At 70.2% G+C, this 25,397-nt stretch carries 21 protein-coding genes and 1 pseudogene; 12 read left to right on the top strand and 10 right to left on the bottom strand.

All coding sequences use genetic code 11. The annotated features are described in order from the left end of the window. Nucleotides 1–96: 96 nt before the first annotated feature. Nucleotides 97–741: a hypothetical protein gene (locus SPRI_RS07595; protein ID WP_050791435.1), complete on the bottom strand. Its 645-nt coding sequence runs from the start codon at nucleotides 739–741 to the stop codon at nucleotides 97–99. 321 nt (nucleotides 742–1,062) lie between these two features. On the opposite strand from SPRI_RS07595, the gene uraD reads away from it, so the two are divergent. The 6 genes from uraD to SPRI_RS07565 all read left to right on the top strand — a co-directional run bounded on the left by uraD (nucleotide 1,063) and on the right by SPRI_RS07565 (nucleotide 7,477). Continuing rightward, nucleotides 1,063–1,575, top strand: a complete 513-nt coding sequence (gene uraD / locus SPRI_RS07590) for a 2-oxo-4-hydroxy-4-carboxy-5-ureidoimidazoline decarboxylase (protein WP_005310078.1) — start codon at nucleotides 1,063–1,065, stop codon at nucleotides 1,573–1,575. Further along, on the top strand, nucleotides 1,572–1,970 hold the full coding sequence (gene uraH, locus SPRI_RS07585; RefSeq protein WP_005310076.1) for a hydroxyisourate hydrolase: 399 nt from the start codon (nucleotides 1,572–1,574) through the stop codon (nucleotides 1,968–1,970). The genes uraD and uraH overlap by 4 nt, the downstream gene beginning before the upstream one ends. Nucleotides 1,971–1,975: 5 nt before the next feature. Continuing rightward, nucleotides 1,976–2,908 carry a factor-independent urate hydroxylase gene (gene pucL / locus SPRI_RS07580; RefSeq protein ID WP_005310075.1) on the top strand — a complete coding sequence of 311 codons (933 nt, stop codon included), beginning with the start codon at nucleotides 1,976–1,978 and terminating at the stop codon, nucleotides 2,906–2,908. 67 nt (nucleotides 2,909–2,975) lie between these two features. Further along, complete coding sequence (locus SPRI_RS07575) at nucleotides 2,976–4,367, top strand: nucleobase:cation symporter-2 family protein (RefSeq protein WP_005310071.1); 1,392 nt, start codon at nucleotides 2,976–2,978, stop codon at nucleotides 4,365–4,367. Between the two features lie 45 nt (nucleotides 4,368–4,412). After that, the gene (locus SPRI_RS07570) at nucleotides 4,413–5,813 is read left to right on the top strand and encodes an 8-oxoguanine deaminase (protein ID WP_005310068.1); all 1,401 of its coding nucleotides are present in this window, start codon (nucleotides 4,413–4,415) and stop codon (nucleotides 5,811–5,813) included. 257 nt (nucleotides 5,814–6,070) lie between these two features. Then, nucleotides 6,071–7,477, top strand: coding sequence for a nucleobase:cation symporter-2 family protein (locus tag SPRI_RS07565; RefSeq protein WP_005310065.1), 1,407 nt, complete (start codon nucleotides 6,071–6,073; stop codon nucleotides 7,475–7,477). 76 nt (nucleotides 7,478–7,553) lie between these two features. Here the strand turns inward: SPRI_RS07565 and SPRI_RS07560 are convergent, their stop codons facing one another. Next, the gene (locus tag SPRI_RS07560) at nucleotides 7,554–8,435 is read right to left on the bottom strand and encodes a lysozyme (RefSeq protein WP_005310062.1); all 882 of its coding nucleotides are present in this window, start codon (nucleotides 8,433–8,435) and stop codon (nucleotides 7,554–7,556) included. Between the two features lie 313 nt (nucleotides 8,436–8,748). Between SPRI_RS07560 and SPRI_RS07555 the strand changes: the two genes are divergently transcribed. Beyond that, entirely contained in the window at nucleotides 8,749–9,807 is a 1,059-nt protein-coding gene (locus tag SPRI_RS07555) for an alcohol dehydrogenase catalytic domain-containing protein (protein WP_199782700.1), read from the top strand. Nucleotides 9,808–9,897: 90 nt separating this feature from the next. Here SPRI_RS07555 and SPRI_RS07550 read toward each other — a convergent pair whose 3' ends face one another. The 4 genes from SPRI_RS07550 to SPRI_RS07535 all read right to left on the bottom strand — a co-directional run bounded on the left by SPRI_RS07550 (nucleotide 9,898) and on the right by SPRI_RS07535 (nucleotide 13,223). Continuing rightward, the gene (locus tag SPRI_RS07550) at nucleotides 9,898–10,734 is read right to left on the bottom strand and encodes an endonuclease I family protein (RefSeq protein ID WP_005310057.1); all 837 of its coding nucleotides are present in this window, start codon (nucleotides 10,732–10,734) and stop codon (nucleotides 9,898–9,900) included. Between the two features lie 270 nt (nucleotides 10,735–11,004). Then, nucleotides 11,005–11,838, bottom strand: a complete 834-nt coding sequence (locus SPRI_RS07545; RefSeq protein ID WP_005310054.1) for a chitosanase — start codon at nucleotides 11,836–11,838, stop codon at nucleotides 11,005–11,007. A 19-nt stretch (nucleotides 11,839–11,857) separates the two neighbouring features. Beyond that, the gene (locus SPRI_RS07540) at nucleotides 11,858–12,454 is read right to left on the bottom strand and encodes a 3'-5' exonuclease family protein (RefSeq protein ID WP_005310052.1); all 597 of its coding nucleotides are present in this window, start codon (nucleotides 12,452–12,454) and stop codon (nucleotides 11,858–11,860) included. A 166-nt stretch (nucleotides 12,455–12,620) separates the two neighbouring features. Continuing rightward, on the bottom strand, nucleotides 12,621–13,223 hold the full coding sequence (locus tag SPRI_RS07535; RefSeq protein WP_053556785.1) for a TIGR03086 family metal-binding protein: 603 nt from the start codon (nucleotides 13,221–13,223) through the stop codon (nucleotides 12,621–12,623). Nucleotides 13,224–13,395: 172 nt separating this feature from the next. Here SPRI_RS07535 and SPRI_RS07530 point away from each other — a divergent pair, with 172 nt between their 5' ends. Further along, nucleotides 13,396–15,543 (top strand): hypothetical protein, encoded by a 2,148-nt coding sequence (locus SPRI_RS07530; protein ID WP_053556784.1) that lies wholly within the window; start codon nucleotides 13,396–13,398, stop codon nucleotides 15,541–15,543. Nucleotides 15,544–15,610: 67 nt separating this feature from the next. After that, a complete protein-coding gene (locus tag SPRI_RS07525) occupies nucleotides 15,611–16,465 on the top strand; it encodes an ATP-grasp domain-containing protein (RefSeq protein WP_005310042.1) in 855 nt (284 codons plus the stop codon). A gap of 70 nt (nucleotides 16,466–16,535) precedes the next feature. Here the strand turns inward: SPRI_RS07525 and SPRI_RS07520 are convergent, their stop codons facing one another. Beyond that, nucleotides 16,536–17,132, bottom strand: a complete 597-nt coding sequence (locus SPRI_RS07520; RefSeq protein WP_053556783.1) for an NAD(P)H-dependent oxidoreductase — start codon at nucleotides 17,130–17,132, stop codon at nucleotides 16,536–16,538. Nucleotides 17,133–17,549: 417 nt separating this feature from the next. Here SPRI_RS07520 and SPRI_RS07515 point away from each other — a divergent pair, with 417 nt between their 5' ends. Together SPRI_RS07515 and SPRI_RS07505 are read left to right on the top strand one after the other, a co-directional pair. Next, on the top strand, nucleotides 17,550–18,236 hold the full coding sequence (locus SPRI_RS07515; protein ID WP_005310037.1) for an SMI1/KNR4 family protein: 687 nt from the start codon (nucleotides 17,550–17,552) through the stop codon (nucleotides 18,234–18,236). A gap of 892 nt (nucleotides 18,237–19,128) precedes the next feature. Beyond that, nucleotides 19,129–19,863 carry an SMI1/KNR4 family protein gene (locus SPRI_RS07505; protein ID WP_159039470.1) on the top strand — a complete coding sequence of 245 codons (735 nt, stop codon included), beginning with the start codon at nucleotides 19,129–19,131 and terminating at the stop codon, nucleotides 19,861–19,863. A gap of 64 nt (nucleotides 19,864–19,927) precedes the next feature. Here SPRI_RS07505 and SPRI_RS39840 read toward each other — a convergent pair whose 3' ends face one another. Together SPRI_RS39840 and SPRI_RS38790 are read right to left on the bottom strand one after the other, a co-directional pair. Continuing rightward, the gene (locus tag SPRI_RS39840; protein ID WP_005310024.1) at nucleotides 19,928–23,584 is read right to left on the bottom strand and encodes a DNRLRE domain-containing protein; all 3,657 of its coding nucleotides are present in this window, start codon (nucleotides 23,582–23,584) and stop codon (nucleotides 19,928–19,930) included. 487 nt (nucleotides 23,585–24,071) lie between these two features. Beyond that, nucleotides 24,072–24,257 carry a hypothetical protein gene (locus SPRI_RS38790; RefSeq protein WP_005310021.1) on the bottom strand — a complete coding sequence of 62 codons (186 nt, stop codon included), beginning with the start codon at nucleotides 24,255–24,257 and terminating at the stop codon, nucleotides 24,072–24,074. 83 nt (nucleotides 24,258–24,340) lie between these two features. On the opposite strand from SPRI_RS38790, the pseudogene SPRI_RS37915 reads away from it, so the two are divergent. Continuing rightward, a pseudogene (locus tag SPRI_RS37915) lies at nucleotides 24,341–24,467 on the top strand (IS5/IS1182 family transposase); the annotation flags it as partial. Between the two features lie 97 nt (nucleotides 24,468–24,564). Here SPRI_RS37915 and SPRI_RS07490 read toward each other — a convergent pair. Next, nucleotides 24,565–25,293 carry a DUF4839 domain-containing protein gene (locus tag SPRI_RS07490; protein WP_005310017.1) on the bottom strand — a complete coding sequence of 243 codons (729 nt, stop codon included), beginning with the start codon at nucleotides 25,291–25,293 and terminating at the stop codon, nucleotides 24,565–24,567. Between the last annotated feature and the right edge of the window lie 104 nt (nucleotides 25,294–25,397).

The raw sequence follows: 25,397 nt of genomic DNA, 5'->3' as shown, positions 1-25,397 counted from the left end.
GTCCGCCGGCCTTCCACAAGGTCCGGCCCGGCACACGGCGGCGCCGCCCTCGACCAGCAGGCGAGGGCGGCGCCGCGGCGTTCCGGGGTCACTCCGTCAGGAGGCTCCGGCCGCGCCGGTGGCATCGGCGGCCACGGGGAGTTCGTCGGTGGCCGGCGGCTGCGCGGCCGGCAGGTCGGCGGCGGGCAGGTCTGCCGCCGGGGCCTCACCGGTCGCCGGCAGTTCGCCGAGCGCGGGCAGATCCACGAGCCCCGGGAGGTCGGCCAGGCCGGGGACGGTGCCGACGGCCGGGAGCTCTCCGGCCGCCGGAAGCTGGATCGCCGGAAGCTCGCCCGCCGCGGGAAGCTCTCCGGTCGCCGGAGCCTCGCCGGTCGCCGGAAGCTCACCCGCCGCGGGGAGCTCCCCGGTCGCCGGAGCCTCGCCGGTCGCCGGAAGCTCACTGGTCGAGGGGAGGTCCCCGGTGGGCAGGCCGGCCGCAGGGAGGCCGCCGCCGCCGAGCCCCGTGAGGCCGCCGAGGAGGCCGTTCAGGAGGCCGGTCACGGTGCCGAGGGTCCCGTTGACCGTGCCGAGCAGGCTCCCGAGGAGGTCGTTGACGACTCCCGTGATGTCACCGGCGGGGTCGGCCGCCACGGTCCGTGCCGGTACGGTGCCGGCCTGCGCCGGCGTGGCGAGGGCGATCGTGCCCAGGCCGAGGAGGGCGCTTGCTGCCGTGCAGGCGGCGAAGCGGCGAACGCTTTTCATGGGCATGCTCCTGGCGATTTTGACATCGTTGTCGGCGTTATGTGCGACCGGAGGGGGTGCTCCGATCGGCTGAGGACATTTCCGACATTAGGTTCTGTCGGGCGCGCCCGCCCCGGTGTGCTGCTGCAACGGTGTAAGGCTCGACGCGAGGCTCCTGGGCCGGTCGGGGCGGACGGGGTGGGTGCCGGAGCGGGCCCGCCGCCGGGGCGCCGTATTTGTAACCCCAAGTTTTCAACAAAGTGTTGACGTCGCGTTGCCGAAGGGCGTTAGCTATCCGCAGCCCGTCCAACGCACCGCGATGAACAAGCCACGGAGGCTCCCGTGACTTCACTTCCGAATCCGGGCCTTGCCCGGTTCAACGCCTCCGAGGACAGTGCGGCCCTGGCCGCACTGCACGAGGTGTGCGCCAGTTCGGCGTGGGGGAGCAAACTGCTCGCCCAGCGACCGTACGCCACCACCCAGGACCTTTTCGAGGCCAGTGACGCCGCCATGGCGGAACTGACCGCGGAGGACCTGGCCGAGGCGATGGCCGGCCACCCCCCGATCGGCCGGCCGAAGCCGGGGGACCCCACGTCCTCCCGCGAACAGAGCGGGATGGCAGGCGCGTCCGAAGCGCTCAAGGCGGAGATGCTCGAACTGAACCTGGCCTACCAGGACAAGTTCGGCCATGTCTTCCTGATCTGCGCCACCGGCCGCACCGGTGAGCAGATGCGGGACGCCGTACGGACACGGATCGAGAACTCGCCCGAGCAGGAGCGGGAGATCGTCCGCGCCGAGCTGGGCAAGATCAACCGCATCCGTCTGACCCGTCTCGTAGAGCAGGAAGAAGCATGAGCACGGAAACCACCGCATCGGTGTCCACACACATCCTGGACACCAGCGTGGGACGCCCCGCAGAGGGCGTCGCCATCTCGCTGTCGTCCCGTAGCGGCGCGGGGGCGCGGTGGGTGGCGCTCGGCGCATCGAAGACCGACGCGGACGGGCGCTGCAAGGACCTGCCGGCGCTGCCGGAAGGAACGACACACGTACGTCTCGACTTCGAGACCGAGGCGTACTTCGAGAACAAGCAAGCCGATGCGCAGCAGGACGCCCCCGCGAATCGGGACAGCGGTGCGGCCGGTGTGTTCTTCCCGGAGGTGGCGATCACGTTCGCCGTCGTACCGGGCGAGCACTACCACGTACCGCTGCTGCTCAACCCGTTCGGCTACTCCGTTTACCGAGGGAGCTAGCAGACATGCCCACGATTCTCGGCCAGAACCAGTACGGCAAAGCAGAGAACCGAGTCGTCAAGATCACGCGGGACGGCGACACCCACCACATCAAGGACCTGAACGTCTCCGTCGCCCTGTCCGGCGACATGGACGACGTGCACTACTCCGGCTCGAACGCCAACGTCCTGCCGACCGACACCACCAAGAACACGGTGTACGCGTTCGCCAAGGAGTACGGCATCGAGTCGGCGGAGCAGTTCGGCATCCACCTCGCCCGGCACTTCGTGACGAGCCAGGAGCCGATCCACCGGGCGCGCATCCGCATCGAGGAGTACGCCTGGGAGCGCATCGAGACCTCCGACGGCAACTCGCGGTTCATCGGCGCCGACGAGGTCAAGCACTCCTTCGTCCGCAAGGGCCAGGAGACCCGGACCACACAGATCACCTACGACGGTGAGCAGTGGGAGGTCGTCTCCGGCCTGAAGGACCTGACCGTGATGAACTCGACCAACTCCGAGTTCTGGGGCTACGTCAAGGACCGGTACACCACCCTCAAAGAGGCGTACGACCGCATCCTCGCCACCCAGGTCGCCGCCCAGTGGCGCTACAACTGGACCTCGGACGAGGCCCGGATGCCCAACTGGGACAAGTCCTACGACCAGGCCAAGAAGCACATGCTCGAGGCCTTCGCGGAGACGTACTCGCTGTCGCTCCAGCAGACCCTTTACCAAATGGGTTCGCGCATCATCAACAGCCGCAGCGAGATAGACGAGATCCGCTTCTCGCTCCCGAACAAGCACCACTTCCTGGTGGACCTCGAGCCGTTCGGACTGAAGAACGATACCGCCGAAGGCGCTGTCTACTTCGCGGCGGACCGCCCGTACGGCCTGATCGAGGCCACCATCCTGCGGGACGGCGTCGAGCCGAAGATCCCGGTCGACATGACCAACCTCTGACGCGGGACCGACCCGCCCCCGCCCGCCCGCAGCCGGGCGGGGGCCGGCCGGACCGGAGGGAAGAACCATGGCACAGCCTGCAACGGAGCCGGCGCAAGCGGCACAGGGCCCCGGCACCGCACCGCCCGTCCATCCCGTGGACGAGAAGCTCCCCCTCGCGCGGCTCGTTCCCGCCGCGCTCCAGCACATCGCCGCCATGTACGCGGGCGTGGTCACCCCTCCGCTGATCATCGGCCAGGCGGTCGGCCTCGACGCCGCCGGCATGACCCGGCTGATCGCGGCGAGCCTGCTGATCGCGGGTCTCGCCACCGTCCTCCAGACCATCGGTGTCGCGAACTTCGCCGGGAACCGGCTCCCGTTCGTCAACGCCGCCTCCTCCGCCGGCATCGCACCCATGCTCGCCATCGCGGAGACCAGTGCCCCCGGCCGCCAACTCCCCGCCATCTACGGCGCGGTGATGGTCGCCGGTGTCTTCTGCCTCGCCGTCGGGCCCTTCTTCGGACGGCTGCTGCGCTTCTTCCCGCCGCTGGTCACCGGCGTGGTCATCACCCTCATCGGTGTCACCCTGATGCCCGTGCCCGTCACCTGGGCGCAGGGAGGCGACGCCGGCGCCGCCGACTTCGGCGCCATGAAGTACCTGGCGCTGGCTGCCTTCACCCTCGCCGTCATCCTGGTCCTCCAGCGCTTCGGCCGCGGCTTCCTCAGGCAAGTGGCGCTGCTGCTCGGTCTGTTCATCGGAACGCTCGCCGCGATCCCCTTCGGCATGGCCGACTTCTCCGCCCTGCGGGAGGCACCGGTCGCCGCGCTGCCGAGCCCCTTCGCCTTCGGCGCCCCCGAGTTCCAGCCCGCCGCGATCCTGTCCCTGTGCATCGTGATGCTCGTCCTGATGACCGAGTCCAGCGCCGGGATGCTCGCCCTCGGTGAGATCTGCGACCGCCGCAGCGACGGCAGGACGATCACCCGCGGACTGCGCACCGACGGCATCGCGACGCTCCTCGGCCCTGTCTTCGGCGGCTTCCCCACCTCCGCGTTCGCCCAGAACGTGGGCGTCGTGACCCTCACCCGGGTCCGCAGTCGCTACGTCGTCGCCGTCGCCGGCGGCACCCTGCTGGTCCTCGGTGCCTTCCCGGTCCTCGGCGCCGTCGTCTCACTCGTCCCGATGCCCGTCCTCGGCGGTGCGGGAATCGTCCTGTTCGGCTCGATCGCCGTCAGCGGCATCCGCACCCTCTCCGAGGCCGGCCTCGACGACAGCTCCAACATCATCCTGGTGGCCGTCGCGCTCGGCGCGGGCATCATCCCGCTCGCCGCGCCGACCTTCTACGCCCAGTTCCCGGCGTGGGCGCAGACCGTGCTCGGCTCCGGCATCAGCGCCGGAGCGCTCGCCGCGGTCCTGCTCAACCTGTTCTTCCACCATCTCGGCACCCGCAGCCGCCCGGCTGTGGCACTCAAATCCTCCTAGGGTCCTGCCGTGCCCACCTCGCCGCCCACAGAAGAAGGAAGCACCATGGCACCTTCGGCAGCCCGGACCGACACGGTCGAACGCATCGTCATCGAGAACTGTGCGATCGCCACCGTCGACGCCGACGACACCGAGTACGCCTCCGGCCACGTCGTCGTCGCGGGCAACAGGATCGAGTCGGTCGGAGCAGGCAAGGCCCCCGAGGGTCTGACGAACGTGGTCCGCCGCATCGACGGCACCGGCCACCTCGTCACCCCGGGCCTGGTCAACACCCACCACCACTTCTACCAGTGGATCACGCGCGGTCTCGCCACCGACCACAACCTCTTCGACTGGCTGGTGGCGCTCTACCCGACCTGGGCGCGCATCGACGAACCGATGGTCCGCGCCGCCGCGCAGGGCTCGCTCGCGATGATGGCCCGCGGCGGTGTCACCACCGCCATGGACCACCACTACGTCCACCCCCGGGGCTCCGGCGACCTGTCCGGCGCGATCATCGGCGCCGCCCGTGAGACGGGCGTACGGTTCACCCTCGCCCGCGGCTCCATGGACCGCGGCAAGTCGGACGGCGGCCTGCCGCCGGACTTCGCGGTCGAGTCCCTCGAAGGGGCACTCGCCGGCACCGCGGAGACCATCGACAAGCACCACGACGCCTCCTTCGACGCGATGACGCAGGTCGCCGTCGCGCCGTGCTCGCCGTTCTCCGTCACCACCGAACTGCTCAGGCAGGGTGCGGAGCTGGCCCGGCGCAAGGGCGTGCGGCTGCACACCCACGGCTCGGAGACGGTCGAGGAGGAGGAGTTCTGCAAGGAGCTCTTCGGGATGGGCCCCACCGACTACTTCGAGTCGACGGGCTGGCTGGGCTCCGACGTGTGGATGGCGCACTGCGTCCACATGAACGACTCCGACATCGCGGCCTTCGCCCGCACGGGGACCGGCGTCGCGCACTGCCCCTCCTCCAACGCGCGTCTGGCGGCCGGCATCGCCCGCGTCCCCGACATGCTGCGTGCCGGTGTGCCGGTGGGACTCGGCGTCGACGGCACCGCCTCGAACGAGTCCGGCGAGCTGCACACCGAACTGCGCAACGCACTGCTGATCAACCGGCTCGGCGCCCACCGCGAGGCCGCCCTGAACGCCCGCCAGGCGCTGCGCCTCGGCACGTACGGCGGCGCCCAGGTCCTCGGCCGGGCGGACGCGATCGGATCCCTCGAACCCGGCAAGCTCGCCGACCTGGTGATGTGGAAGCTGGACACCTTCGCCCACTCCTCCATCGCCGACCCGGTCGTCGCGCTCGTCTTCGGCGCGGCCGCGCCGGTCACCCTCTCCCTCGTCGACGGCAGGACCGTCGTCGAGGGCAACCACCTCACGACGGTGGACGAAGACGCCATCGCCCGCTCCACGCGGGACGAGGCACAGCGCCTGGCGCGGATCGCCGCACAGGGCTGAACCCGGTAGTCCGGTCGAGGGGGACGGCCCTCGGCCGGCGGCCGTGGACCCGAGCGGGGTCCACGGCGGCCGTCGCCGGGAGGCGCGTACGACAAAGGTGCGTGCCTCCCGGTGGTGGCGCCCCTTGCCATCCGGCAGGGGCGCGCCGCCCGCACACCGGCTCGGGCGACCCGGTACGTGCACAACCGCACCACCTGCACCACCTCCTTGACACCACACGTCCACCGACGACGTGTAACCCGACCGGAGGCACCGCCGTGGCCGTGCACAACTCGACCGCCGAAGCAGAGGACCGGAAGCATCCGGTCGACGAGACCCTGCCCCCCTTCAAGATGTTCACCAGCGGCCTCCAGCACGTGGCCGCCATGTACGCGGGAGTCGTGGCCCCGCCGATGATCGTGGGCCCCGCCGTGGGCCTCAGCGCCAAGGACACCGCGTTCCTGATGGGCGCGAGCCTGTTCACCGCCGGTATAGCCACCCTGCTCCAGACCCTGGGCTTCTGGCGCGTCGGCGCCAGACTGCCCTTCGTCAACGGCGTCTCCTTCGCCGGAGTGACGCCGATGGTCGCCATCGGCAGGGACCGGGGCTACGACGGCATCGCCGTCATCTTCGGCGCGATCATCGTCGCCAGCGTGCTGGGCTTCGTCCTCACCCCGTACTTCTCCAAACTGGTCCGTTTCTTCCCGCCCGTCGTCACCGGCACGGTCATCACCCTGATCGGTGTGTCCCTGCTGCCCGTCGCCTTCAACTGGTCGCAGGGCGGCAACTCCACGGCGGACGACTACGGCTCCATGAAGAACATCGGCATGGCCGCGCTCACCTTCGTGATCGTGCTGGCGCTGCGCAAACTGCTGCGCGGCTTCATGCAGCAGATCGCCATCCTGTTGGGCCTCGTCGCGGGCACGGTCGTCGCCGTACCGCTCGACATGACCAACCTGGACGCCATCAAGGACGCCGGGATCGTCGGCTTCCCCACCCCGTTCCACTTCGGCGCACCGCAGTTCGAGATCGCCGCGATCGTGTCCATGTGCATCGTGATGCTGGTCTGCATGACAGAGTCCACCGCCGACATGCTGGCACTGGGCCGGATCGTCGACCGCCCCGCCGACGAGCGGACCATCGAGGGCGGCCTGCGGGCCGACACCCTCGGCTCCGCCATCAGCCCGCTGTTCAACGGTTTCATGTGCAGCGCCTTCGCCCAGAACATCGGCCTGGTCGCCATGACGAAGGTCCGCAGCCGGTTCGTCGTCGCCGCGGGCGGCGGCATCCTGATCCTGCTCGGTCTCTGTCCGGTCGCCGCGTCCGTCATCGCGCTCGTCCCGCTGCCCGTCCTCGGCGGCGCCGGCATCGTGCTCTTCGGCTCGGTCGCGGCGAGCGGTATCCAGACGCTGGCCACGGCGGCACTGGAGAAGGGCGAGAACGCGCTGATCGTCGCGGCCGCCGTCGGGATCGGGCTGATCCCGATCGCGGCGCCGGAGTTCTACCACGCCTTCCCCGAGGACGCGCTCGTGGTGCTCGACTCGGGCATCTCCACCGGCTGCATCGTGGCGATCGTGCTGAACCTGGCGTTCAACCACCTCGGCAAGCGGGGGAGCGCGACGGAGGAGGAGCCCTCGTCGGTGGAGAAGGGGGCAGCGGTCGCCGAGCCGGCCGCCGTGCACTGAGCCGTGCCGCCGCCGGGTGGAGCCGTAACGTCACGGCTCCACCCGGCGGCGTTGTGCCGTCCCGGGGCCGCCCGGGTCAGGCCGTGTTGTTCGCGAGCGCCAGCAGTCGCGTCATCGTGCCGTTGAACTTGTTCCGGTCCACGTCTCCCGCCACACCGCTGACCCGGCCGGTCGCGGTGTACTGCCAGAAGGTCCACGTGGGGAAGCCGCTCGGGACGTTCGGGCTGCTGACGCCCCAGTGGGCGACCCACAGAGGCGCCTTGGTGGACATGCCGGTCCAGTTGCCGGTGCAGGTGTTCCACCAGCTCGCGGTCGTGTAGATGACGACGTCCCTGGTCGTACGCGCCTTGTACGTGTTGTAGAAGTCGTTGATCCAGGTGCGCATCTGGGTCGTCGACAGGCCGTAGCACATGGCGCCCGACGGGTTGTGCTCGATGTCGAGGACACCGGGGAGCGTCCTGTTGTCCCGGGACCAGGCGCCGCCGTTGGAGGCGAAGAAGTTCGCCTGGGTCGCCCCGTTCGAGTAGTTCGGCCGGGCGAAGTGGTACGCCCCGCGGATCAGGCCGGCGTTGTAGGAGCCGGTGTAGTTCGCGCCGAAACGCGAGTCCTTGAAGCTGGTGCCCTCGGTGGCCTTCATGTAGGCGAAGTCGATCCCGGCGCCCTTCACCGAGCCCCAGTTGATCGCGCCCTGCCAGTGGGAGACGTCGATCCCCTGGACACCTGTCGTGTCCATCGGCGTGATCGGGCCGCCCGTCTGCGAGGCGGCCGGCTGCTCGATCCGGGTTCCGGAACCCATCCAGGCCTGGCCGGGCTTCACGGGCCTGTCCGGCGGTGGCGGCGCGGCGGCGGCCGTACCGATGGTGGTCATGAGCAAGGCACCGGCCGAGACGAGGGTGCCGATGACGGTGGCGGTCTTCGGTCTTCCGCGACGCGCGAATCCAACTCGTGACACAGGCATGACTGCCTCCTGGCAGGGTGGGGGATCGGCGGACGAGCGTCCGGCGCACGGCTTCGCGGGGCCCTCGCGAAGTCATGGACACGTCACATGAGTAAGTCACTGTGACGCCCGGGCGTAAAGGGGCGGTCGGAAGTCCCTGTGGCCCAGACCTGTGGCGCTTCGGCGGACCTGGGAGAACGCCTGTCCCGGCGCGGCAAGTTTCAGCGGTGGGGGCGGTGTCTCCACGCGGAGAGGGGCCGGGCGGCGGCCCGGGTTCGGGTTCGCCGGGCCCGTCGGCGGGCGATTCGCGGGGCGGCGGGTGCAGTATGGGCAGATGACGGATCGCCGGATGACTGCCGTGGTGCTGCGCCGGCACGGTGGCCCGGAGGCGCTCGAGGTCCGGACGGACTGGCCGCTTCCCGAGGCCGGCCCCGGGCAGGTCCTCGTGCGGGTCACCGCCGCAGCGGTGAACAACACCGACGTGTGGACCCGTGAGGGGGCGTACGGGCTGCCGGGGCGTCCCGAGGCGTTGGCCGGCTGGCGGGGAGCGGTCGACCTCCCACGCGTGCAGGGCGGCGACATCGCGGGAGTCGTCGCCGAAACGGCCGAGGACGTGCCGGACAGCTGGGTGGGCAGGCGGGTCCTCGTCGATCCGGCCTTCTACGAGGACGAGCGCGAGGACGCGCCCCCGGTCGGCCTGCTGGGCAGCGAAGCGGACGGCGGCTTCGCCGAGTACGTCGCCGTCGACGCCGACCGCCTCCACGACATGAGCGCTTCTCCTCTTTCGGACGAAGAACTGGCCGCCCTCCCCGTCGCCTACGGAACGGCCATGGGCATGCTCGAACGGGCCGCTGTCACCCGTGGTGAGACGGTGCTGGTGACCGGTGCCTCCGGCGGCGTGGGACTCGCCCTGGTCCAGCTCGCAGCGGCGCGCGGGGCCCATGTCCTTGCGCTCACCAGCGGGTCCAAGGCGGCCGCGCTACGAGAAGCCGGGGCTCTTGTCGCTCTGCCCCGGGACCTGCCCCCCGAGGAACTGCGGCGCCAGGTCCGGGCCGTGGCGCCCGGTGGGCTCGACGCCGTCGCGGACGTGGCCGCGGGGCCGTGGCTGGAGAGGCTCCTGCCGACTCTGCGGGACGGCGCGCGCTGGGTGATCGCCGGCGCGGTCGCGGGGCCCGTCGTCACCTTCGACCTGCGCCGTCTCTATCTGCACAACCTCAGCCTCATCGGCTCTTCCATGCACACGCGCGCCCACTTCGCGGCGCTGGCCGACCAGGCACGTACCGGTGCCGTGCGACCGCACATCGCCGCCCGCTTCCCCTTGCACGAACTGCGCGCCGCCCAAGAGGCGTTCCGCGACAGCGCCCGCATCGGGAAGATCGCCGTCGTCCCGTGATGACGGGGCCGTTCCGGCGCACCGCGGGCGCGCGGGCGCCGAAGCGCCCGGGGATCACCCCGGGCGCCCCGGCCCTACAGAGGGAACGTTTCAGCCCCAGATCGCGGTGACCCACTCGGGGTGGTCGACGAACGGGTTCCGGTTGTGCTGGAAGTCGTCGTAGATCACCTGGTTGCGCCGCTGCTCGAAGGCGTCCGGCGGGTCCTGCTGGTTCCACTGCTTCAGCACGGACAGCCGGCCGTGGTAGGGCATGGATCCGTTGTTCACACGGTCGTTGATCTCCAGGTCGGCGAAGGCGTCGTCGCCCTCGTAACGCACCGCCATGTAGAAGATCATGCGGGCCACGTCGCCCTTGACCGCGTCGCGGGGCTCGAACGAGTCGCTGTCGGTGTAGTTGCCCGGGGCCTCGCCGACCTCGGAGCCGCCCTCGTCGAAGTCCTTGTTGCCTCGTGTGCTGTTCACCGACACGTCCGTCGGCCGCAGGTGGTGGATGTCCGTACCAGGGCCGGTGGCGGTGCCGAAGTCGCCGTGCGACTTGGCCCAGGTGTGCTCGCGGTTCCACTGGTCGGGGTCACCGCCGTTGGAGGACTTGCTCTGGGACCGGCCGGTGTAGAGCAGGATCACGTTGGCGGAGTTGGCCGGATCCTCGTCGGTGGCCTTGAGCGCGTCCCAGACCTGGGAGTAGGACAGCTTGGTCTGGTCGCTGACGATGGTGTGGAGGGAGTCCTTGAGGTCCTGTCCGGTCCTGCCGATCGCGTCCTGGTAATACGTGTCGTCGTAAGCCGACACCGACGCGGCCGGGGCGACCGTGCTGTCGGCGGAGGGTGCGGTGATCGCCGTTGCCGTGCCGGTCGCGGCGATCGCCAGCGACAGGCCGCCTATGACCAGGGCGAGATGCTTCCAGCGGGTGACTGGTGTGGGGGGCATGTACGTCCTCTTCTCGGGTCTGTACCGCCCAGGGCAACGCGCGTAGAACACGGGCGGCACGACCGAACCTTCATTCGGTTGCGAAGAGTCTGCCCGTGGCCGGGCAACGAGACATGAAGAAGGCGCAGTGGTTGCGCGAAGAGAGCGTGAAGCTGACATGGCGTCAGTGAGCCCGTGCGGGGCGCACGTTCGGCTATCGGGATCGCACTCCCGGGCCACTCTCGGATCGCCGGCCACCGCTCGGACCGGCGATCCGCAGGCGGAGGACCGTTACCCGGCAGGCGGGGCCGCCGACGCGCCGATACGGTAACTCTCCCCGTAGACGCGCCAGTTCAGCGGCGGCTCGAGGTCGAAGTTCCGCTCCCGCACGAACACCCGCTGCGCCGTCTCCACCCGGCTCGTGTCGCTGTGCGACGGCTCCTCGCGGATCGCCGCGACGCGGGCGTCCAGGAAGGCGTTCAGGTAGTCCTCCTCGTCGCCGCCCTCGGCGGGCGGCTCCGCGCCGGCCAGCGCCTTCTCCCGCAGTGCGCGGAAGCCCGTGGAGCTCTCGGAGGCGTCGGCGCCGTGCATGACGTACGCGTCGAAGTAGATCAGCTGCCCGAGCGCACCGAGACCGTCCTGCTCGGCCCGGCGCACGGCGGGCAGCAGGTACGTCTCGTCCCGCTCGGCGTCCTGGGCCGTCCGGAAGGCCGCGTCGGACGTCGCGGCCCGCTGCCACGCCCTGGTGAACGGCTTGCCCAGTCCCTCGTGCGAGTCGCTTCCCTCGACCGCCCGCAGTGCGGGAAGGAAACGCTCCAGCGCGTTGCCCGGCCTGGCCTTCGCGTAGCGCTCGACCACTGCGAGCATGTCGCCGGTCCCCGAGCAGAAGCCGATGATGCCGGCGGTGTAGCCGCGGCCGTCGCCGATGTCCTCGATGTACTTGTACTGCGCCTTCCAGTCCAGCGAGGAGTTCTCCGCGCTGGAGACGATCCGCATCGCGATGTCCTTCTTCGCCGGGTCCTCCAGCCCGCGTCCGGACCCGCCGCCGGAGCCGTCGCCGGTGCAGGCGGTGCACGCCGCCACCGCGATCAAGGACGCGAGCAGTGCGCGCAGTACGGACTTCACGTGGGACCCCCTCCCGGGGTCACACCCCCGGCCATACCATCAGATTACTGAACAGCTCCGCCTGCTCGATCGCGTCGTCCAGGGCATGGTGGGTGTGCCGCCGCGCCGACAGCAGCTCACGCGGCATCGCCGACTTGGTGACGGCCCGCAGCGGCAGCCGGGCCTTCGTCGCGTACAGCGTCTTCATGTCGAGGCACCCGGAGTGCCCGAACGGGCTCGCTCCGGTGAACCGCAGCAGGTACCAGTACAGGAACGTCCAGTCGTACGAGGCCGGGTAGCCGCACATCACCGGCTGCGCCCCTCCGTACGCCGCGCACACCTCGCCGACCCAGACGCCGAACGCGGCCATGGCCGCCGCCGGTTCGCTGCCCTCTGCCGTCAGCCGCTCCCGGTCCAGGCCGCTCACGGCCAGCGCCTGCGGCACGAAGTCCGGGCTGATGGGCCGCAGTTCCCGGTAGAAGGTGTCCTTCTCGGGGTCGGCCGGCTCGTACCCGTCGACGTCCTGCCGGCCGGCCACGGCGGCGCCGAGGCTGAGCATCGAGTACGGGCCCGGAATCGGCCCGTCGGCCTCGATGTCGACGGAGAAGTAGAGGCTGGGCTTCACTCGGCGTGTCATGCCCGGAGCATCGCATCAGCGTCCCTGCGGGTTCATCCCCTTTCCGCCGGGGCGGGCGTCGGGCCCGGACGGGGCGCCGCCGCCCGCGCCGGCGCCACCACGTCCGGCACAGGCCCGCCGTCCGCCCCGTTTCCGGCGCCCGCCCCGCCCCGCCCCGTCCCCGCCGTCAGTCGCCCGGCCGCCAGTCGGGCCGCCGCCCGCTCATGCCGACGGCCCGGTCCAGCAACGGCGCGTCGTCCGGCACCGCGACCGGCGGTCCGAAGATCCCGTCGCGCAGCGAGTCGTCACCGGACGGCTTCACCATCTCGTAGGACACCGCCGCACTCGCCTCACCGGGGTCGTACTCCTGCCCCGTCGCCCTCGCGAGGTCCCAGCCGTGGAGCACCAGCTCGTTCAGCGCGACACGCCCGGCGATCTGCCCCGGCAGGTCCACCCCGCCGGCCTGGGTCATGCCGTCCCACGCCGACGGCTGCCGCCACGCCTGTGCCAGCTCGTCCAGCCGCCGGGGCAGCACGGTGCGCCACTTCTCGTCGAGGACCGGGAGCGCGCTGCCGGGGTCGTTACCGGTCGTCGGGCCGAAGTCCTTGCGCGCCGCGTCGCGGAAGGCGAGGGACAGGCCGTCGATGTGGGCCAGCAGCTCGCGCACGGAGTAGTCGGGACAGGGCGTCGGCGCGCCCAGCCGGTCGTCACCGATCGCGTCGAGCAGATTGGCGACGGCGCGGGCGGCGGGCGTGAGGTCGGGCAGGGGTGCGGTCTCGGAGGTATCCATGCAGGGGTGACCGTCCGCGCGGCCGGAACTCATCGCAGCGGACGGCACCGCGCCCCGCCGAGGTGATCGCCCCGGACGGCACCGCGCCCCGCGGAGGTGATCGCTCGCCCGATCGGGCTAACACCCGGCCCGGAAGGATCTCCGGCGCCGCCCGCCCTCATACGCTCCACAGGTGACTCGTACGAACGCCTTGAACACCGGCCGCGACGACTTCCTCACCTGGGTGTCCCGGGAAAGAGGCGCGGCGCTGCCCGTGCGCACCACCGACGCGGTGCTGACGATGCTCGCGCTGCGCGGCGCGGAGCGCAGGGCGGGCGTGCCGGAGCCCACGCCGCAGCTGGTACGGCAGGTCCTGCACGAGGATCTTCCGCAGCTGCTGTACGCGGGTGACGAGGAACTGGACGCCGTCCCCGCCGTCCTCACCGCCCTGGCCGACCGCGTACGGGCCGCCGGCCGCCTCAACGCCAAACGCCACGCGAAGCTGGTCGCCGCCGTCGAGGAGGCCGTCCCCGAGTTCCGCCGCGCCACGGCCGACCCGCTGAACCTGACCTGGCCCCGCTGGTACGCGTCCCTGCTGAGCGCGGACGGCGTGGACCGCGACGACGCCGACGCCGTACGCGCCTGGCTCGACGCCCACGAGAGCACGCCGCACGCGGAACGGCCCGCCCTCCCCGAGCCGCTGCACCGCTCGGACCTCGCCGACCGGACCTTCTCCGTACGCGCCCGGCTCACCGAAGCGCTGCTCGAGGCGTTCGCCCGCGACACCCGCGCGGCCTCACCGGCCGGCCCGCTGCTGCCCGCGCCGCCACTGGACGCCGACCGTCCCGACGACGCGCTCACCGGCGAACTCGACCACATCGCCGTCGAATTGACCGACCGGTGGACCGCGGCGGGACTTGAGGGCGAACTCACCGGGCGGCACGCCTCGCTCGCGCCCGGGCCCGAGGCCGTGCCGCACGCCTCGCTCGCCGACCACATGCTCGACGAACACCTCGACTACTACGGCGACTCCGCCGTCCCGCTGCCACCCCCGGCCGCCGTCCCCGCACCGGACGAGATCCAGGGCCTGCTGCACGCCGCGCCCCTGCCCGCCGCCCTGGCGTCCGGGAACTTCGACGACGAACTGCGCGAGGTCTCAGAGCGCTGCGGGCTCCCCGGCCCCGCCTCCGAGGTGTGGACCGCGGGCACCCCGCAGGAACTCCTCGAACTGGCCGCCGACATCCTGGCCGCGCAGGCCGAACGGCTGCCCCCGGTCACCGGCCCCGAGGACGCGTACTCGTTCGACGCCGCGCACCTCCTCTACTCGCTCTACGAACGCGGCAGCACCCCGGACTCGGTGGCACGCAAGATCTGCGACGCCAAGGACGACGGTGTGGCTCCCGAACTCGAGGACGCGCCGGCCCCCGTCCCGGGCAGTGCCCCGGCCGCGTACGAGACCCCGTCGCCCGACGAGCTCTCCGTGCTGCTCGGGATGCCCGGCCGCACCGAGGAGGACCGGGCCGAGATCGACGCCCCCGCGAAGGGGCTGGCGGCGGTGGTCGACCAACTGGCCCTGACCGGCTGTCTGTTCCGGACGGGCGACACGTACGGACTCACCCCGCTCGGCGCGGCCGTCATGCGTCACGTGATCACGGTCGGCCATGTGGCCGCCCCCGACCAGGAGACCGTCGCCGGCTGGGACGCGGCACAGACCGTCGCGGCGGTCCGGCACTGGCCCACCCAGCTCGCCGCCTCGGCCCTCGCCGCCTTCGCGGACCGTCGCGGGGGCACGGACCAGGCCTGGAAGGAACTCCTCGACGCGGTCGCCGCGGCCAGGTCCGAGGACGCCAACGCCGCCCGCACGGCCGAGTACTTCGCGCAGCTCGACCGGGCGGGCGTCCCCACCACCGCTCTGCGTGCCGCGCTCGGCGACCCGGTGACCGGCGCCGCCGCCCGGCGGCTGCTGCTGTCCCGGGGCGAGGACGTCCCCGAGGACGCGGTTCCGCTCGGCGCACGCGCCACGGTGCTCGTCGAGGAGCTGGACCAGCGCTGGATCGACGACATGCTCGTCCATGTGAAGAGCCGCGACGTCTCCGGTGACACCGGCATCCCGGGACCGGCCGACATCCCGCCCACGACCCTCCTTCCCGCCTTCGACGCGGCGGCCGCCGACTGGCCGGGCGGCGCCATCGCCCTCGTGGAGGCCCTGGCCGCCGCCGATCCCGCCACCTGTCTGCGCGTCCTCGACAGCCTGCACACCCACCATCCGGACCGCGCCGTGGCGGCCGCGGCGGGCCGTACGAGGAAGTCCGCGGAGCGCACCCTGTCCGGCCGGCGCTGACCCCTGGCCGGCTGCGGACCCGCCGGGCGCGGTCGATAGGTTGGCCGGAGGTCCACCGTCCGAGGAGATGCCCGTGTCCGCCCGCCCCCGCCTGCTGTTCGTGACCGACCTCGCCTATCCGGCCAGGGGACGGCGCTACTGCGACGAGGACATCTTCCTCACCTCACGCCTGCGCGAGGACTTCCGGCTTTCGCTGTGCCATCCGCTGGACGCCGCCGAGCTGATGGACGCCTTCGACGCGGTCGTCGTCCGCAACAGCGGCCCCGTGCTCCACTACCAGAAGGAGTACGACGCGTTCCGGGACCGGGCCACGGCGACGGGCACCCGCGTGTACAACCCGCTCGACGGCCGCGGTGACATGGCCGGCAAGCAGTATCTGCTGGACCTGACGGTGGCCGGTCACCCGGTCATCCCCACCGTCGACCGGCCGCAGCACCTGGCGCGGCTCCCGGAGACCGCCGAGTACGCGGTGAAGCCGAAGGCGGGCGCGGACTCCATAGGGCTCGAATTCGTCCCGCGACAGGACCTCGCCAAGCTCGCCGCGCGCGGTGACCTGCTCGTCCAGCCCCGGGTGGACTTCCGGTACGAGGTGTCCTTCTACTTCGTCGACGACGCCTTCCAGTACGCGCTGTACGCCCCCGACCCGGCGCAGCGGTGGGCCCTCGAGCCGTACGCGCCCACCGAGGCGGATCTGCGCTTCGCGAAGAGGTTCGTCGACTGGAACACGTTGGACCACGGCATCCAGCGCGTCGACGCCTGCCGCACGAGGACGGGCGAACTGCTCCTGGTCGAGCTGGAGGACCTCAACCCGTACCTGTCCCTCGACCTGCTGCCCGAGCCGACGAGGGACGCCTTCGTCACGGCGATGAAGGCGTCCCTGCACCGTTTCCTGGACCGGCCGGCGCCGCCTCGCCGCGGCTGACGCGGTCCGGCCGGTGACGGGGCCGCCGTCGGCGGCCCGGCCGCCGCGCCGCACGGAGGCGGCCGGAAAATCAGCCGGACAGCAGCGCCGCGGCCTCGCTCCGCGCCCGCCGCAGCCAGTCGGCACGCTCCCGCTCCGTCGAGTCGGTGACCGTGCGGAAGACGACCCGCCGTACGTCGTCGACGCCGACGTACGGCAGGACGCAGGCGGCCCAGACGCGCTGCAACGGGTCCCCGAACTCGCCGTCCTCCCGGTCGGCCGGGGTGTCCGAGGTGTTCAGCACGAGCGCCCTGCCTGCCGTCAGCAGCCCGACGGGCTCGCCGTCGGCGCTGCCGAGCTTGTACGCGACGCCGGGCACCAGCACGCGCTGCACCCAGCCGGCGAGGACGGCCGGTGGCATGCCCCACCAGTTGGGGTGGACGAGGACCAGCGCGTCGAGCGTGGCCACTTCCGCGCGGTGCAGGGCGACTTGGGGATCGGGTGCCTCGTCCGAAGCCCGGACCGTCTCCGTCTCCCCGGCGGTCAGCACCGGCGGGAAGCCCTCGGCACACAGGTCGTGCGCGAGCACTTCGGCCCCGTGCGCCCGCAGTTCGGCGACGACCGCTTCGAAGAGGGCGTGGTTGAAGCTGCCCGGCCGTGGGTGGGCGAGATAGACCCCGATGCGCATGTGCGTGATCCCCCCGGATCGTTGTGGGCCGGTTTCACTCTCGGAAGCGCCTCCTTGGACTCGTGGCCCCCGAGTGACCGACCTCCCCGTACAAACTTGCCACGGCAGCACCCGGAACGACCGGCGAAGTGAGCTTCTGCCACTGCGCGATGGCCATGGAGGCCGCGGCGACCCCGCCACACGCCTCGGCGCCCGCATGATGACGGCTGTCCTGAACTCGTTCCTGCTGGGGGTGTCTTCGGCCCCAGGCGCACCCGGGGCACGGGGACGGCCCGCACCGACCCTTCTCCGCTCGAAGTACCATTCCGCGGGGCTTTCCGGCCGGCTCTCGACCGCCGGACCGGTCAGGGACCGAACCGCGCTGACGAATCGAGGCCGATCTGCCTCGGGTTTCCAGCTGTGTGTCACGATGCTCCGATGGACGACCTCATGCGCGCCTGGGAACGCATCGAGACCTGGCTTCGAGAGCATCAGTGCACCAGTACTCTTTCCGAGCTGCACCCGCCGGCCTCCGAAGATGCTATCCAGACCCTCCAGGACGCCCTTCCTTATCCGCTTCATCCTCACCTTGCGCAATGGCTTCGGACTCACGACGGTGCCCTGCCGACGAGTTCCCTCTGGCCGTTCCGGTACTCCCCGATCAAGGCTGAGAGCATGGAGAGTGGTGCGCATTATTTCCGGGATGTTTTCGATGACTTCCGCAGTGAATTCACGGATGAGGGGTTGGATCCCGAGGGCCCGGAAGGACCGTGGGACCCGCCGAATGCGTACGAGTTCTGGGTTCCCGTTGCCGTCACCAATACCGGTGAGTACCTCGCGGTCGACCACCGTCCGGGCGACACCGACGGAAGCGTCCGGGAGATCGATTGTGAAGGTTCGGAGCCGTGGGGCGTGATCCGGTGGGCGAGTCTGGGCGCAATGCTCGTCGAGATCGCGGACGGCCTTGAATCCGGCTCGGGTGTCCAGGGCGCCGGGCGAACGTACCGCTACGTCCCTCAAGTGATCCAGACCCCACCGACCATCACCGACCCCCCACTGTCCGGGGCGCCGGTGGTGATCGACGGAGATCTGGTGAATCGCCTTGACTGGCGGATCGAGCGATAGCATCCGACCTGAAGAGGCTCCGCCCAACAGATGGGCGGGGCTGCTTCTTCTTACGCGCTACGGCCTGACCGGGCCTGGGGTAAGGAGACGTACGACCTCCTGAACAAGGCCGTGGTCGGCGGGTTGATCGCTCCCGGTGATGGTCACGATCTGCTGGGGGCGATGGTGGCAGCGGGCCGTCATCTGCACCGTCTGTCCGGGCGCCCTTCGGATCTCCAGCAATATGCCGTCACCCGGGCCGACCGCCACCCTCCGTTTCGCGGTGGAAGTAGAGTGTCAACTGCGACTCGTACAGGTCCGGCACGGCGTGGGACCGGATGGGAAGGAACGGCGGTGCTTGGTCATTTCCACCGTCTTGCGGACCGGAGACGACGCATCATCGGTCGCCTCCGCGTTGAGCCGGCAGCAGACAGGGCCGCCTGTTGATGCGCTCCCGCACCACCCGCGTGGCTCTCACCGCCGCAGGCCTGGTGGCCTTCTCCGGGGCGGTTGCCACGGCGCTCATCGAACGGAGCGCGCCTTCCAGTGTGCCGTTGTCGCCGTACGCCTCTCAGGAACCGGTCGACTGCAGTACCGCGGAACTCGAACCCGTACGCTGCCCTGCCGGGAGCGGACACGTCTGCCCCGACATCCCGGTCCGCAAGCCGCCCCCGACGCGGGTGCCGTCGGATCCGGAGGGAGATGCCCACTTGAGCGTCTGCCTGCGGGACGCAGCGGTTCCGGAGGACTGAGCCGCGCGACCGCAGAACGGCCGGCTACGGCCTGGACCCGGGACCCGTGAAGTCCTCGACGAGGGCCCCCGCCGTTCGTCTCACCACGGTCCGTTCCCCACGCCACTGCAATCCGCCCTGACAACCCGCCCGCCGGACACGGAGGAAGCGCAATGAAGGCAATGACGGAAGAGGACAGGGTCACCGGCGCATGGCGACGGATCGAGGCATGGCTCAAGAGCAATGCGCCCGAAACGGCTTCGTTCCTGCAGCCCGGGGCAGGAGCCGACCAGATTGCGCAAGCGGAAGCGGAGATGGCGAGCAGCCTGCGGGCGGCTGCCGCCTTCCATCGGACGCGGAACCCCGAAGGCGCCGCGCGCCTGGCCGAGAGGGTCACGATCCCCGGCCCCCTCGCCACTTGGTGGCGGCTCGTCAATGGGACGGGTCCGGAACTCGAGTGGGACGATCCGGAGGAAAGCCTGGTTCCACGGGCATGGTTGCCCGGATGGCAGACGTTCATCAGTGTTCAGGGGGCTGCGGCCCTGCACGCGCGGAACGTCGACGTGCTGATCGAGCACCAGGACCACACGGGCCGTTGGGTGCCGTTCGCCATGTTCGACCCGGACGGGATCACCGGACTCTTCATGGACTCCACACCGAGGGCGGGGACGTTCGGACATGTCGCCGACTGGAGCCTCGAGGACTGGTTCACCGCTGACGGCGTTCCCCTGCCCGCGTGGCTGGAGAGCATCGCTGCCGCTCTCGAGGAAGGCCAGGGTCTCGACCTCGGCGACGGCATCGCCGACCGGCACATGTGGCCGTGTCTGCGGGCGGGCTCGCTGCGCTGGCTCGACCTCGTGAGCGACGCCACAGAGTTGGCGTCGGAGGGCTGGCAACCCGTCAACGACCCACGGTGACACAGGAGCAGGCGCCTCCCGCACCGGCTGTGCGGGAGGCGCCTGCCCGGACGTCACCAGCGTGTCACGGGGTCATGGTGCACTTGACCGTGTCGGCGGATGCGTCGCAGTTTTCCAGGCCGGTCGTCCGGACCCAGTACGGATCACGGTCGAGCATCCGGAACTCCGGCACGAACACCGTGCCGAACCGCCCCATGGCCTGGGTGTTGACGTTGTTCGACATCGACGAGCGGCCGCACGACTCCGACCAGGTCGGCGCGGCGTAGCGCCTGTCGTCGTACAGCTTCCACGTACCGTCCGCCAGCTTCGGGACGTAGGTCTGCACGCACTCGGCGCCGCGCCCGGCGTCCGTGACCGGTTTCGAGTTCAGCCCCCCTTCGACCGCCGGCATTCCGGCCGACTGGTAGGTGGCGTTGAACGGGTACTCGTCGCAGGACTTCTTGTCGGAGTTCTTCGACGACAGCTCTGGAACGGCACCGGTGTCCTTGTGGTAGACCATGCCGTTGGGGCCGTAGCAGATCCGGTACCGGTTCTTCGACTCGCCCCATCCCGCACCGGTCTGCCCAGCAGAGTTCCGGGACGCCTTTGGCAGGTACATCAGAGGATGCAGCGGATCCCGGCCGTAGTTGCCGGCGAGCTTGTTCTGGATCAGCCAGGCGTGGGCCGCGGCGGCCGGGAACTTCTTCGAGTTGAGTGCGAAGCCCGGTACGTAGTCGGGGAACACGCATCCCGGCGCCTTACCAGTGAAAGCCACCTTGTCGCACCGGACGTCGAACGTGGGAGTGTCTCCGTGCGGGTCCGTAGGAATGGTCACGCCCGGGAGGTGCGTGGTGAAGTACGCATGTATGTTCAGGGGCAGTTCTTTCGACAGATCGACGTCCTTGGATCCGGACGCATTGGCGACGCTGCCGTTCCATTGCAAGGTGGCGTTGCCCTGGGCGAGATCGCCGTCGAGCGACCCGGCCCATGTCGGGGAACGTCCGTCCTGCCAGTCGAAGCCCGTGACGCCGTCCGCCTCAGTGCACCCGGTACCAGGGCACTGGGCGGTGATGTCCAGGTTGATCGCGCCCGGCTGGGCCGGGAACGGGAGATACGGGGACGACGATCCGGACAGAGGCATGAACTGGACGAACTGCTTGATCTCGTCGCCGACGGGATTCAGCTTCAACTGCCAGAGCATTTCGTACGACTGCTGGTAGACCTTCGGCGGCCTGGTCGCGTTGTCCGTGACCTGCACCGTCCAGGTGTACAGAAGGCAAGCCTCGTCACGGCTGAACATCGACTTCAGCCCCACACGGGTGGCGTCGCACCAGTAGTCGGTGATGACCGGTCCGGTGTAACCGGCCGCAGCCAGGGCGCTCCCGCTGCTCCTCGCCGGGGCTCCGCCCTCGGCAGCGAGCTTCTTGAGTTCCTGGTCGGCTGCCTTGGTCCGCTGCTTCACCGGGGTGACAGTGATCTTGGCGTTGTCCTGCTTTAATGTCCGCGCTCCCTGCGGTGCCGGCTCGTCGCCGCTCCCGGCCGCGGAGGACTGCCATCCGTTCCACCCGCCGAAGGCAGGCATGGGCGCATTGCTGTAGGCCGGGTCGGGAGCGTCGACGTCCGGCGCGGGCATCGTGATGTCGACCTTGTACGGCCGGTTCGTGTCCTGGCCGCCGGCCACGAATCCGTAAGGGGTGGTGGCACCGACGTTGTCGGCCCGGTCGACCGACCTGACCTCGACCTGGTGGTTGCCGTCCGTCTCGGGCGTGGCGGAGAACGTTCCGCTGGTGCCGCTGCTGGTCGTCGTGGTGTTCACCGATTCCCAGGTGCCGGCATCGACGGCCCCGGTCTCCGGGTCGGCATCCGATCCGTCGACGCGGTACTGCAGAGATCGGGAATCGGCGGTGGTGCCGGCTGTCCAGGTGCCAGGTGTTCCGGCCCCTCCACCTACCCAGCCCTCCGGGTAGGTGGAGGACACGACGTCGGTCGGCTCGCTGGGCGCTGTTGTGTCGACGACGAACTGGGTCCAGGGGGACCAGTTGAGGTTGTAGTGGGTGCCGTCGTAGGCGTTGGTGCGGAACTTGTACGTCCGGCCGTCCTTGAGCTGACCGGCCGGCACGGTCACGCTGACCGGCTTGCCCTGTTCGCCGTAGGGAGACAGGAGCAGCCCCTCGCCGAGCGGCGTTGTGATGGGCGTGTTCGTGGCGGCGTCGTAGACCTGGAAGGTGCCGTTGACCTGGTCGCCGTCAGCGTCAGCGAACGTGTCGCGCAGGATGGGTGTGGTGGTGTTGACGGCCCACACGCCGGCGTAGGACTTGAACGGCGCGCCGGCCTGGCGGCTGGTTCCGTCCGAGGGCCGGTAGTTGTACGTGACCGAGAGCTTGGGCTGATTGGCCGTGTTGTTGGCGGAGTTGACCCGCTTCCACTCCTGGATGTCGCTCTCGCTGGAGGCGCGCAGCCCCATGCCGGAGACATTCCACTTCTGGCCGGCCCAGTACTGGGCGAGATTGGTGACGTCGGCGGTGATCCAGCCGTCCGTAGCGGTGCAGGCCGGGTTACCGCGGGTGGCGGTGGAGGTCGCGTACTTAGCGCCCATGGTCGGCTGGTTCGTCCAGCGGCTGGAGGTGGTGGCGTTGTTCGCCGTCCACACCTCCCACGGCTGCGCGGTGCAGTCGGTGTTGCCCGAGTGGAAGTTCCACAGCGACAGGGTCGCCTTCGACACGAGGGCGTCCGCGATGGGAGCCGTGTTCCAGGTGACGAAGGAACGGGCCGTGCGGTAGGTGCCGTCCGCGTTCTTGGTACCCGGATTGCCGAAGTCCAACTCGGTGTCGCCGGACCAGTCGACCGTCTCGCCCTGCTGGACATACGTGTCGAACAGGTTGCCCAGGGCGGACGTCGACGGGTCGACCGTCACCGGGTACTGGGTAGCCGGGTCGGCGAGAAACTTCGCGTCGGGGGTGATGACCAGGTCCACGGCGCCGCGGCCCTTGTTGACGACCTTCATCCCGACGCGGGCCCGGTTCTCGTGCTTTCCGGACCGATTGTCCCTCGACGCGTCCCACATCACGGGTGCGGGCATCGTCGCCCGCACCTCGCCGGTCGAGGTGTCGGTGAAGGACACCGAGCCGTCCTGGTTCGCCTTTGCCGCCAGCCCTTTGGCCCTGACGGGCAGCGTGTACGAGTAGCCGCCGGCACTCGGACGCTCGGCGATCTCGACGAACTGCTCGAACCCGGTGCGGGTCGCTTCGACGATCACGTCGGCGCCTGGGACGGCGTTCTGGTACCGCGCTGTCGTGCCGTGAAGTTCGGGCTGGGGGAGGCCACCCTTCCACTGCAGTGTCACGGACCGGTCTCCGTCGCCCAACGTGACCAGGTCCGTCGGGGCGGCCTTGCTCGCCGCGCTCAGCGACGCCGCCGGCTTGCCCGCCTTCCCGGCCAGGCGGAGGCCGCCCGGGTGGGATCTTGCGCGGACCCCGCCGTCTGCCGCGGTGGTGAGGGTGGCATCGACCTTCCGCCACTGACCGTCACGCCACACCCGCTCAGGCCCGGTGGTGAGCTCGGTGGTCAGCGTGCCGTCAGGGTTCGCGACGGTGTGAGTGGTGGCCGTCGTCTCGTCGGTGACCTCCACCTTCTTCCCGGTGCGCCTCGCCTCTGTGACGGCCCATGCTTTGGAGCCTTCGGCGTGCTCGGCTGCCCAGGCGATGTCCGATTCGAGGATGTCGGCCTTCGACGGCTGCTGCACCGCCGTGGCCGCGTCCGGCTTCGGTGTCGACGCGGCGCTGGTCGGCTGTGTGGCGCCCGTTAAGAGCGCGACTTCGGCGACGAGGAGCAGCGAGGCACCGGCTGCGATACGTGCCCGGCGCCGTGCCGCTGGCTGTCTGTACGGAGACACGAACGTTCCTGCCCTTCCCTGTAAGGAATGCAAACACCTGTACGAATGCGTGTACGGGCACAGGACACTAGGCGGAAGCCGTGGGCGAGCGCAGCGAGTTATCGGCCATGGCTCGCATGTGACGTCGGGAGCGCGCGAGTTGCGGCGGCTGTCGGGTCGCAAACGCGGCAATGATCACACTGGCATACGCGGGTCGGACCGTCCCCACTCGTGTTGCGGAGCTCCGGTCGACGCCGGTGGTGGGTCTGCTCACCGGGAGCCCGACCGGTTCCTACGCTGCCGCCGGCTGCCGAGCCGCGGTCTCCGGGTGCGGTGTCACCGGCCTGCTGATAGCGCTTCAGCAGGCCGGAGAAGCGAGCAGACCGCGCTCCGCTGTGCGTGCGACGGCCGAGCGGTACTCGGCGGGGAGGCCGGCGGGCAGTCCGAAGTCGCTCGCGAACCGCTTCAGTCGCTTCTCCGTCGTCACCTTCGCGCTGCTGCCGACGGCGTCCATCAGCCAGTACTCGTGCGTGGTGTGGCACACAGCAGGTCCACCTCCGACGCCGTACCTGCTGCCACCGCGTCGAGCGGTTCGGTCGTCATCGACCCGGCCGGCCTCCCTTTCCGAGCCGCACCCACAAGATCATCCAAATCTGCGAACGCCAGGGCGTCCCGGCCCTCGCCGACCGCGCCCTACACCGGCGCCGGCCCCCATGGCACCACCGGCATCAAACGACCACCCGGCGGAGAACTCGCCCGCGCGCCCTCGTCCTCAATGGAATCCGGGAACGATCAGCGCTGAGAAAACGGCCGGGTACGCTGGTCCGTGATGACGCGGTTGCCCATCTTGACTACCGGATTTCCGTCGAGACCGGGTCGAGGTGGAAGAGGCACTGGACCGGGTTGAATTCGCCCACCTTGGCGATGAAGCGGAACTTGTCTCCTGTGCCGACGGTGGCGGGGATCTCCTCGCCGGTGAGGTTCAGGTTGAAGACGTTGACGTCCTCGTACTTGAAGGCCGGGCCGATCGTCGTCTGCGGTCCCTTGTCGCCTGGGCCCAGGAGGAAGTCGTAGTGGGTTTCGTAGTCACCGTGGGGCACCATGTGCACGATCGAGCCGTTGAACGCGACCGTCCGGCCCTCGTGCTTGGTCGCGAAGTCCAGGTTCGCTTCGTGGCACGTATCCTCCGTCAGCAGCAGCGCCGCGAAGTCCGCGTTGTTCTCAGACGTGATCACCTCAGCGGCAGCCGACTCGGCTGCGGTTGGCGTCGGCGTAGCGGAAGGCTTCTCGCTCGCAGCGGCCGTCGACTTGCCTGACTCGTCCGTCTTCTCGTCTCCGTCGCTGAGTGCAGAGGCAACGCCAATGACGCCGGCCAGGACCACGAGGACGGCGGCCGCCGAGCCGATCAGGAGCCACGGCAGCGGCTTCTTCGGTCGGCGGAAGTTAAGGGTGGTGCGAAGCGTGCCCTGGGCCTGCTCGACGAGCTCCCAGCCATCCTTCCGCATTTTCGAGGTCACCCAGCCGTCGGTGCCGCGAACTGTCTGCACGGTCTTGTACTCGTACTTGATCTCGTCGGCCACTCGGCTCCGCGCCCCCTCATCGGACTTTTCACATCAACTGCCGCGCGAGCATAGGGGAGTCCGCGAGGAACTCGGCACCACCGACGCCAACTCCCTGCGCCCCG

The organism is Streptomyces pristinaespiralis, from assembly GCF_001278075.1.
Taxonomy (GTDB): domain Bacteria; phylum Actinomycetota; class Actinomycetes; order Streptomycetales; family Streptomycetaceae; genus Streptomyces; species Streptomyces pristinaespiralis.
This window is presented reverse-complemented; position numbering and strand designations above follow the sequence as displayed.

Bases quoted from the DNA above. Each gene is read 5' to 3' on its own strand.
- SPRI_RS07595 (WP_050791435.1), bottom strand. From the start codon at position 741: ATGAAAAGCGTTCGCCGCTTCGCCGCCTGCACGGCAGCAAGCGCCCTC.
- uraH (WP_005310076.1), top strand. From the start codon at position 1,572: ATGAGCACGGAAACCACCGCATCGGTGTCCACACACATCCTGGACACC.
- pucL (WP_005310075.1), top strand. From the start codon at position 1,976: ATGCCCACGATTCTCGGCCAGAACCAGTACGGCAAAGCAGAGAACCGA.
- SPRI_RS07575 (WP_005310071.1), top strand. From the start codon at position 2,976: ATGGCACAGCCTGCAACGGAGCCGGCGCAAGCGGCACAGGGCCCCGGC.
- SPRI_RS07570 (WP_005310068.1), top strand. From the start codon at position 4,413: ATGGCACCTTCGGCAGCCCGGACCGACACGGTCGAACGCATCGTCATC.
- SPRI_RS07560 (WP_005310062.1), bottom strand. From the start codon at position 8,435: ATGCCTGTGTCACGAGTTGGATTCGCGCGTCGCGGAAGACCGAAGACC.
- SPRI_RS07555 (WP_199782700.1), top strand. From the start codon at position 8,749: ATGACGGATCGCCGGATGACTGCCGTGGTGCTGCGCCGGCACGGTGGC.
- SPRI_RS07550 (WP_005310057.1), bottom strand. From the start codon at position 10,734: ATGCCCCCCACACCAGTCACCCGCTGGAAGCATCTCGCCCTGGTCATA.
- SPRI_RS07540 (WP_005310052.1), bottom strand. From the start codon at position 12,454: ATGACACGCCGAGTGAAGCCCAGCCTCTACTTCTCCGTCGACATCGAG.
- SPRI_RS07535 (WP_053556785.1), bottom strand. From the start codon at position 13,223: ATGGATACCTCCGAGACCGCACCCCTGCCCGACCTCACGCCCGCCGCC.
- SPRI_RS07525 (WP_005310042.1), top strand. From the start codon at position 15,611: ATGCCCGTGTCCGCCCGCCCCCGCCTGCTGTTCGTGACCGACCTCGCC.
- SPRI_RS07520 (WP_053556783.1), bottom strand. From the start codon at position 17,132: ATGCGCATCGGGGTCTATCTCGCCCACCCACGGCCGGGCAGCTTCAAC.
- SPRI_RS07515 (WP_005310037.1), top strand. From the start codon at position 17,550: ATGGACGACCTCATGCGCGCCTGGGAACGCATCGAGACCTGGCTTCGA.
- SPRI_RS07505 (WP_159039470.1), top strand. From the start codon at position 19,129: ATGACGGAAGAGGACAGGGTCACCGGCGCATGGCGACGGATCGAGGCA.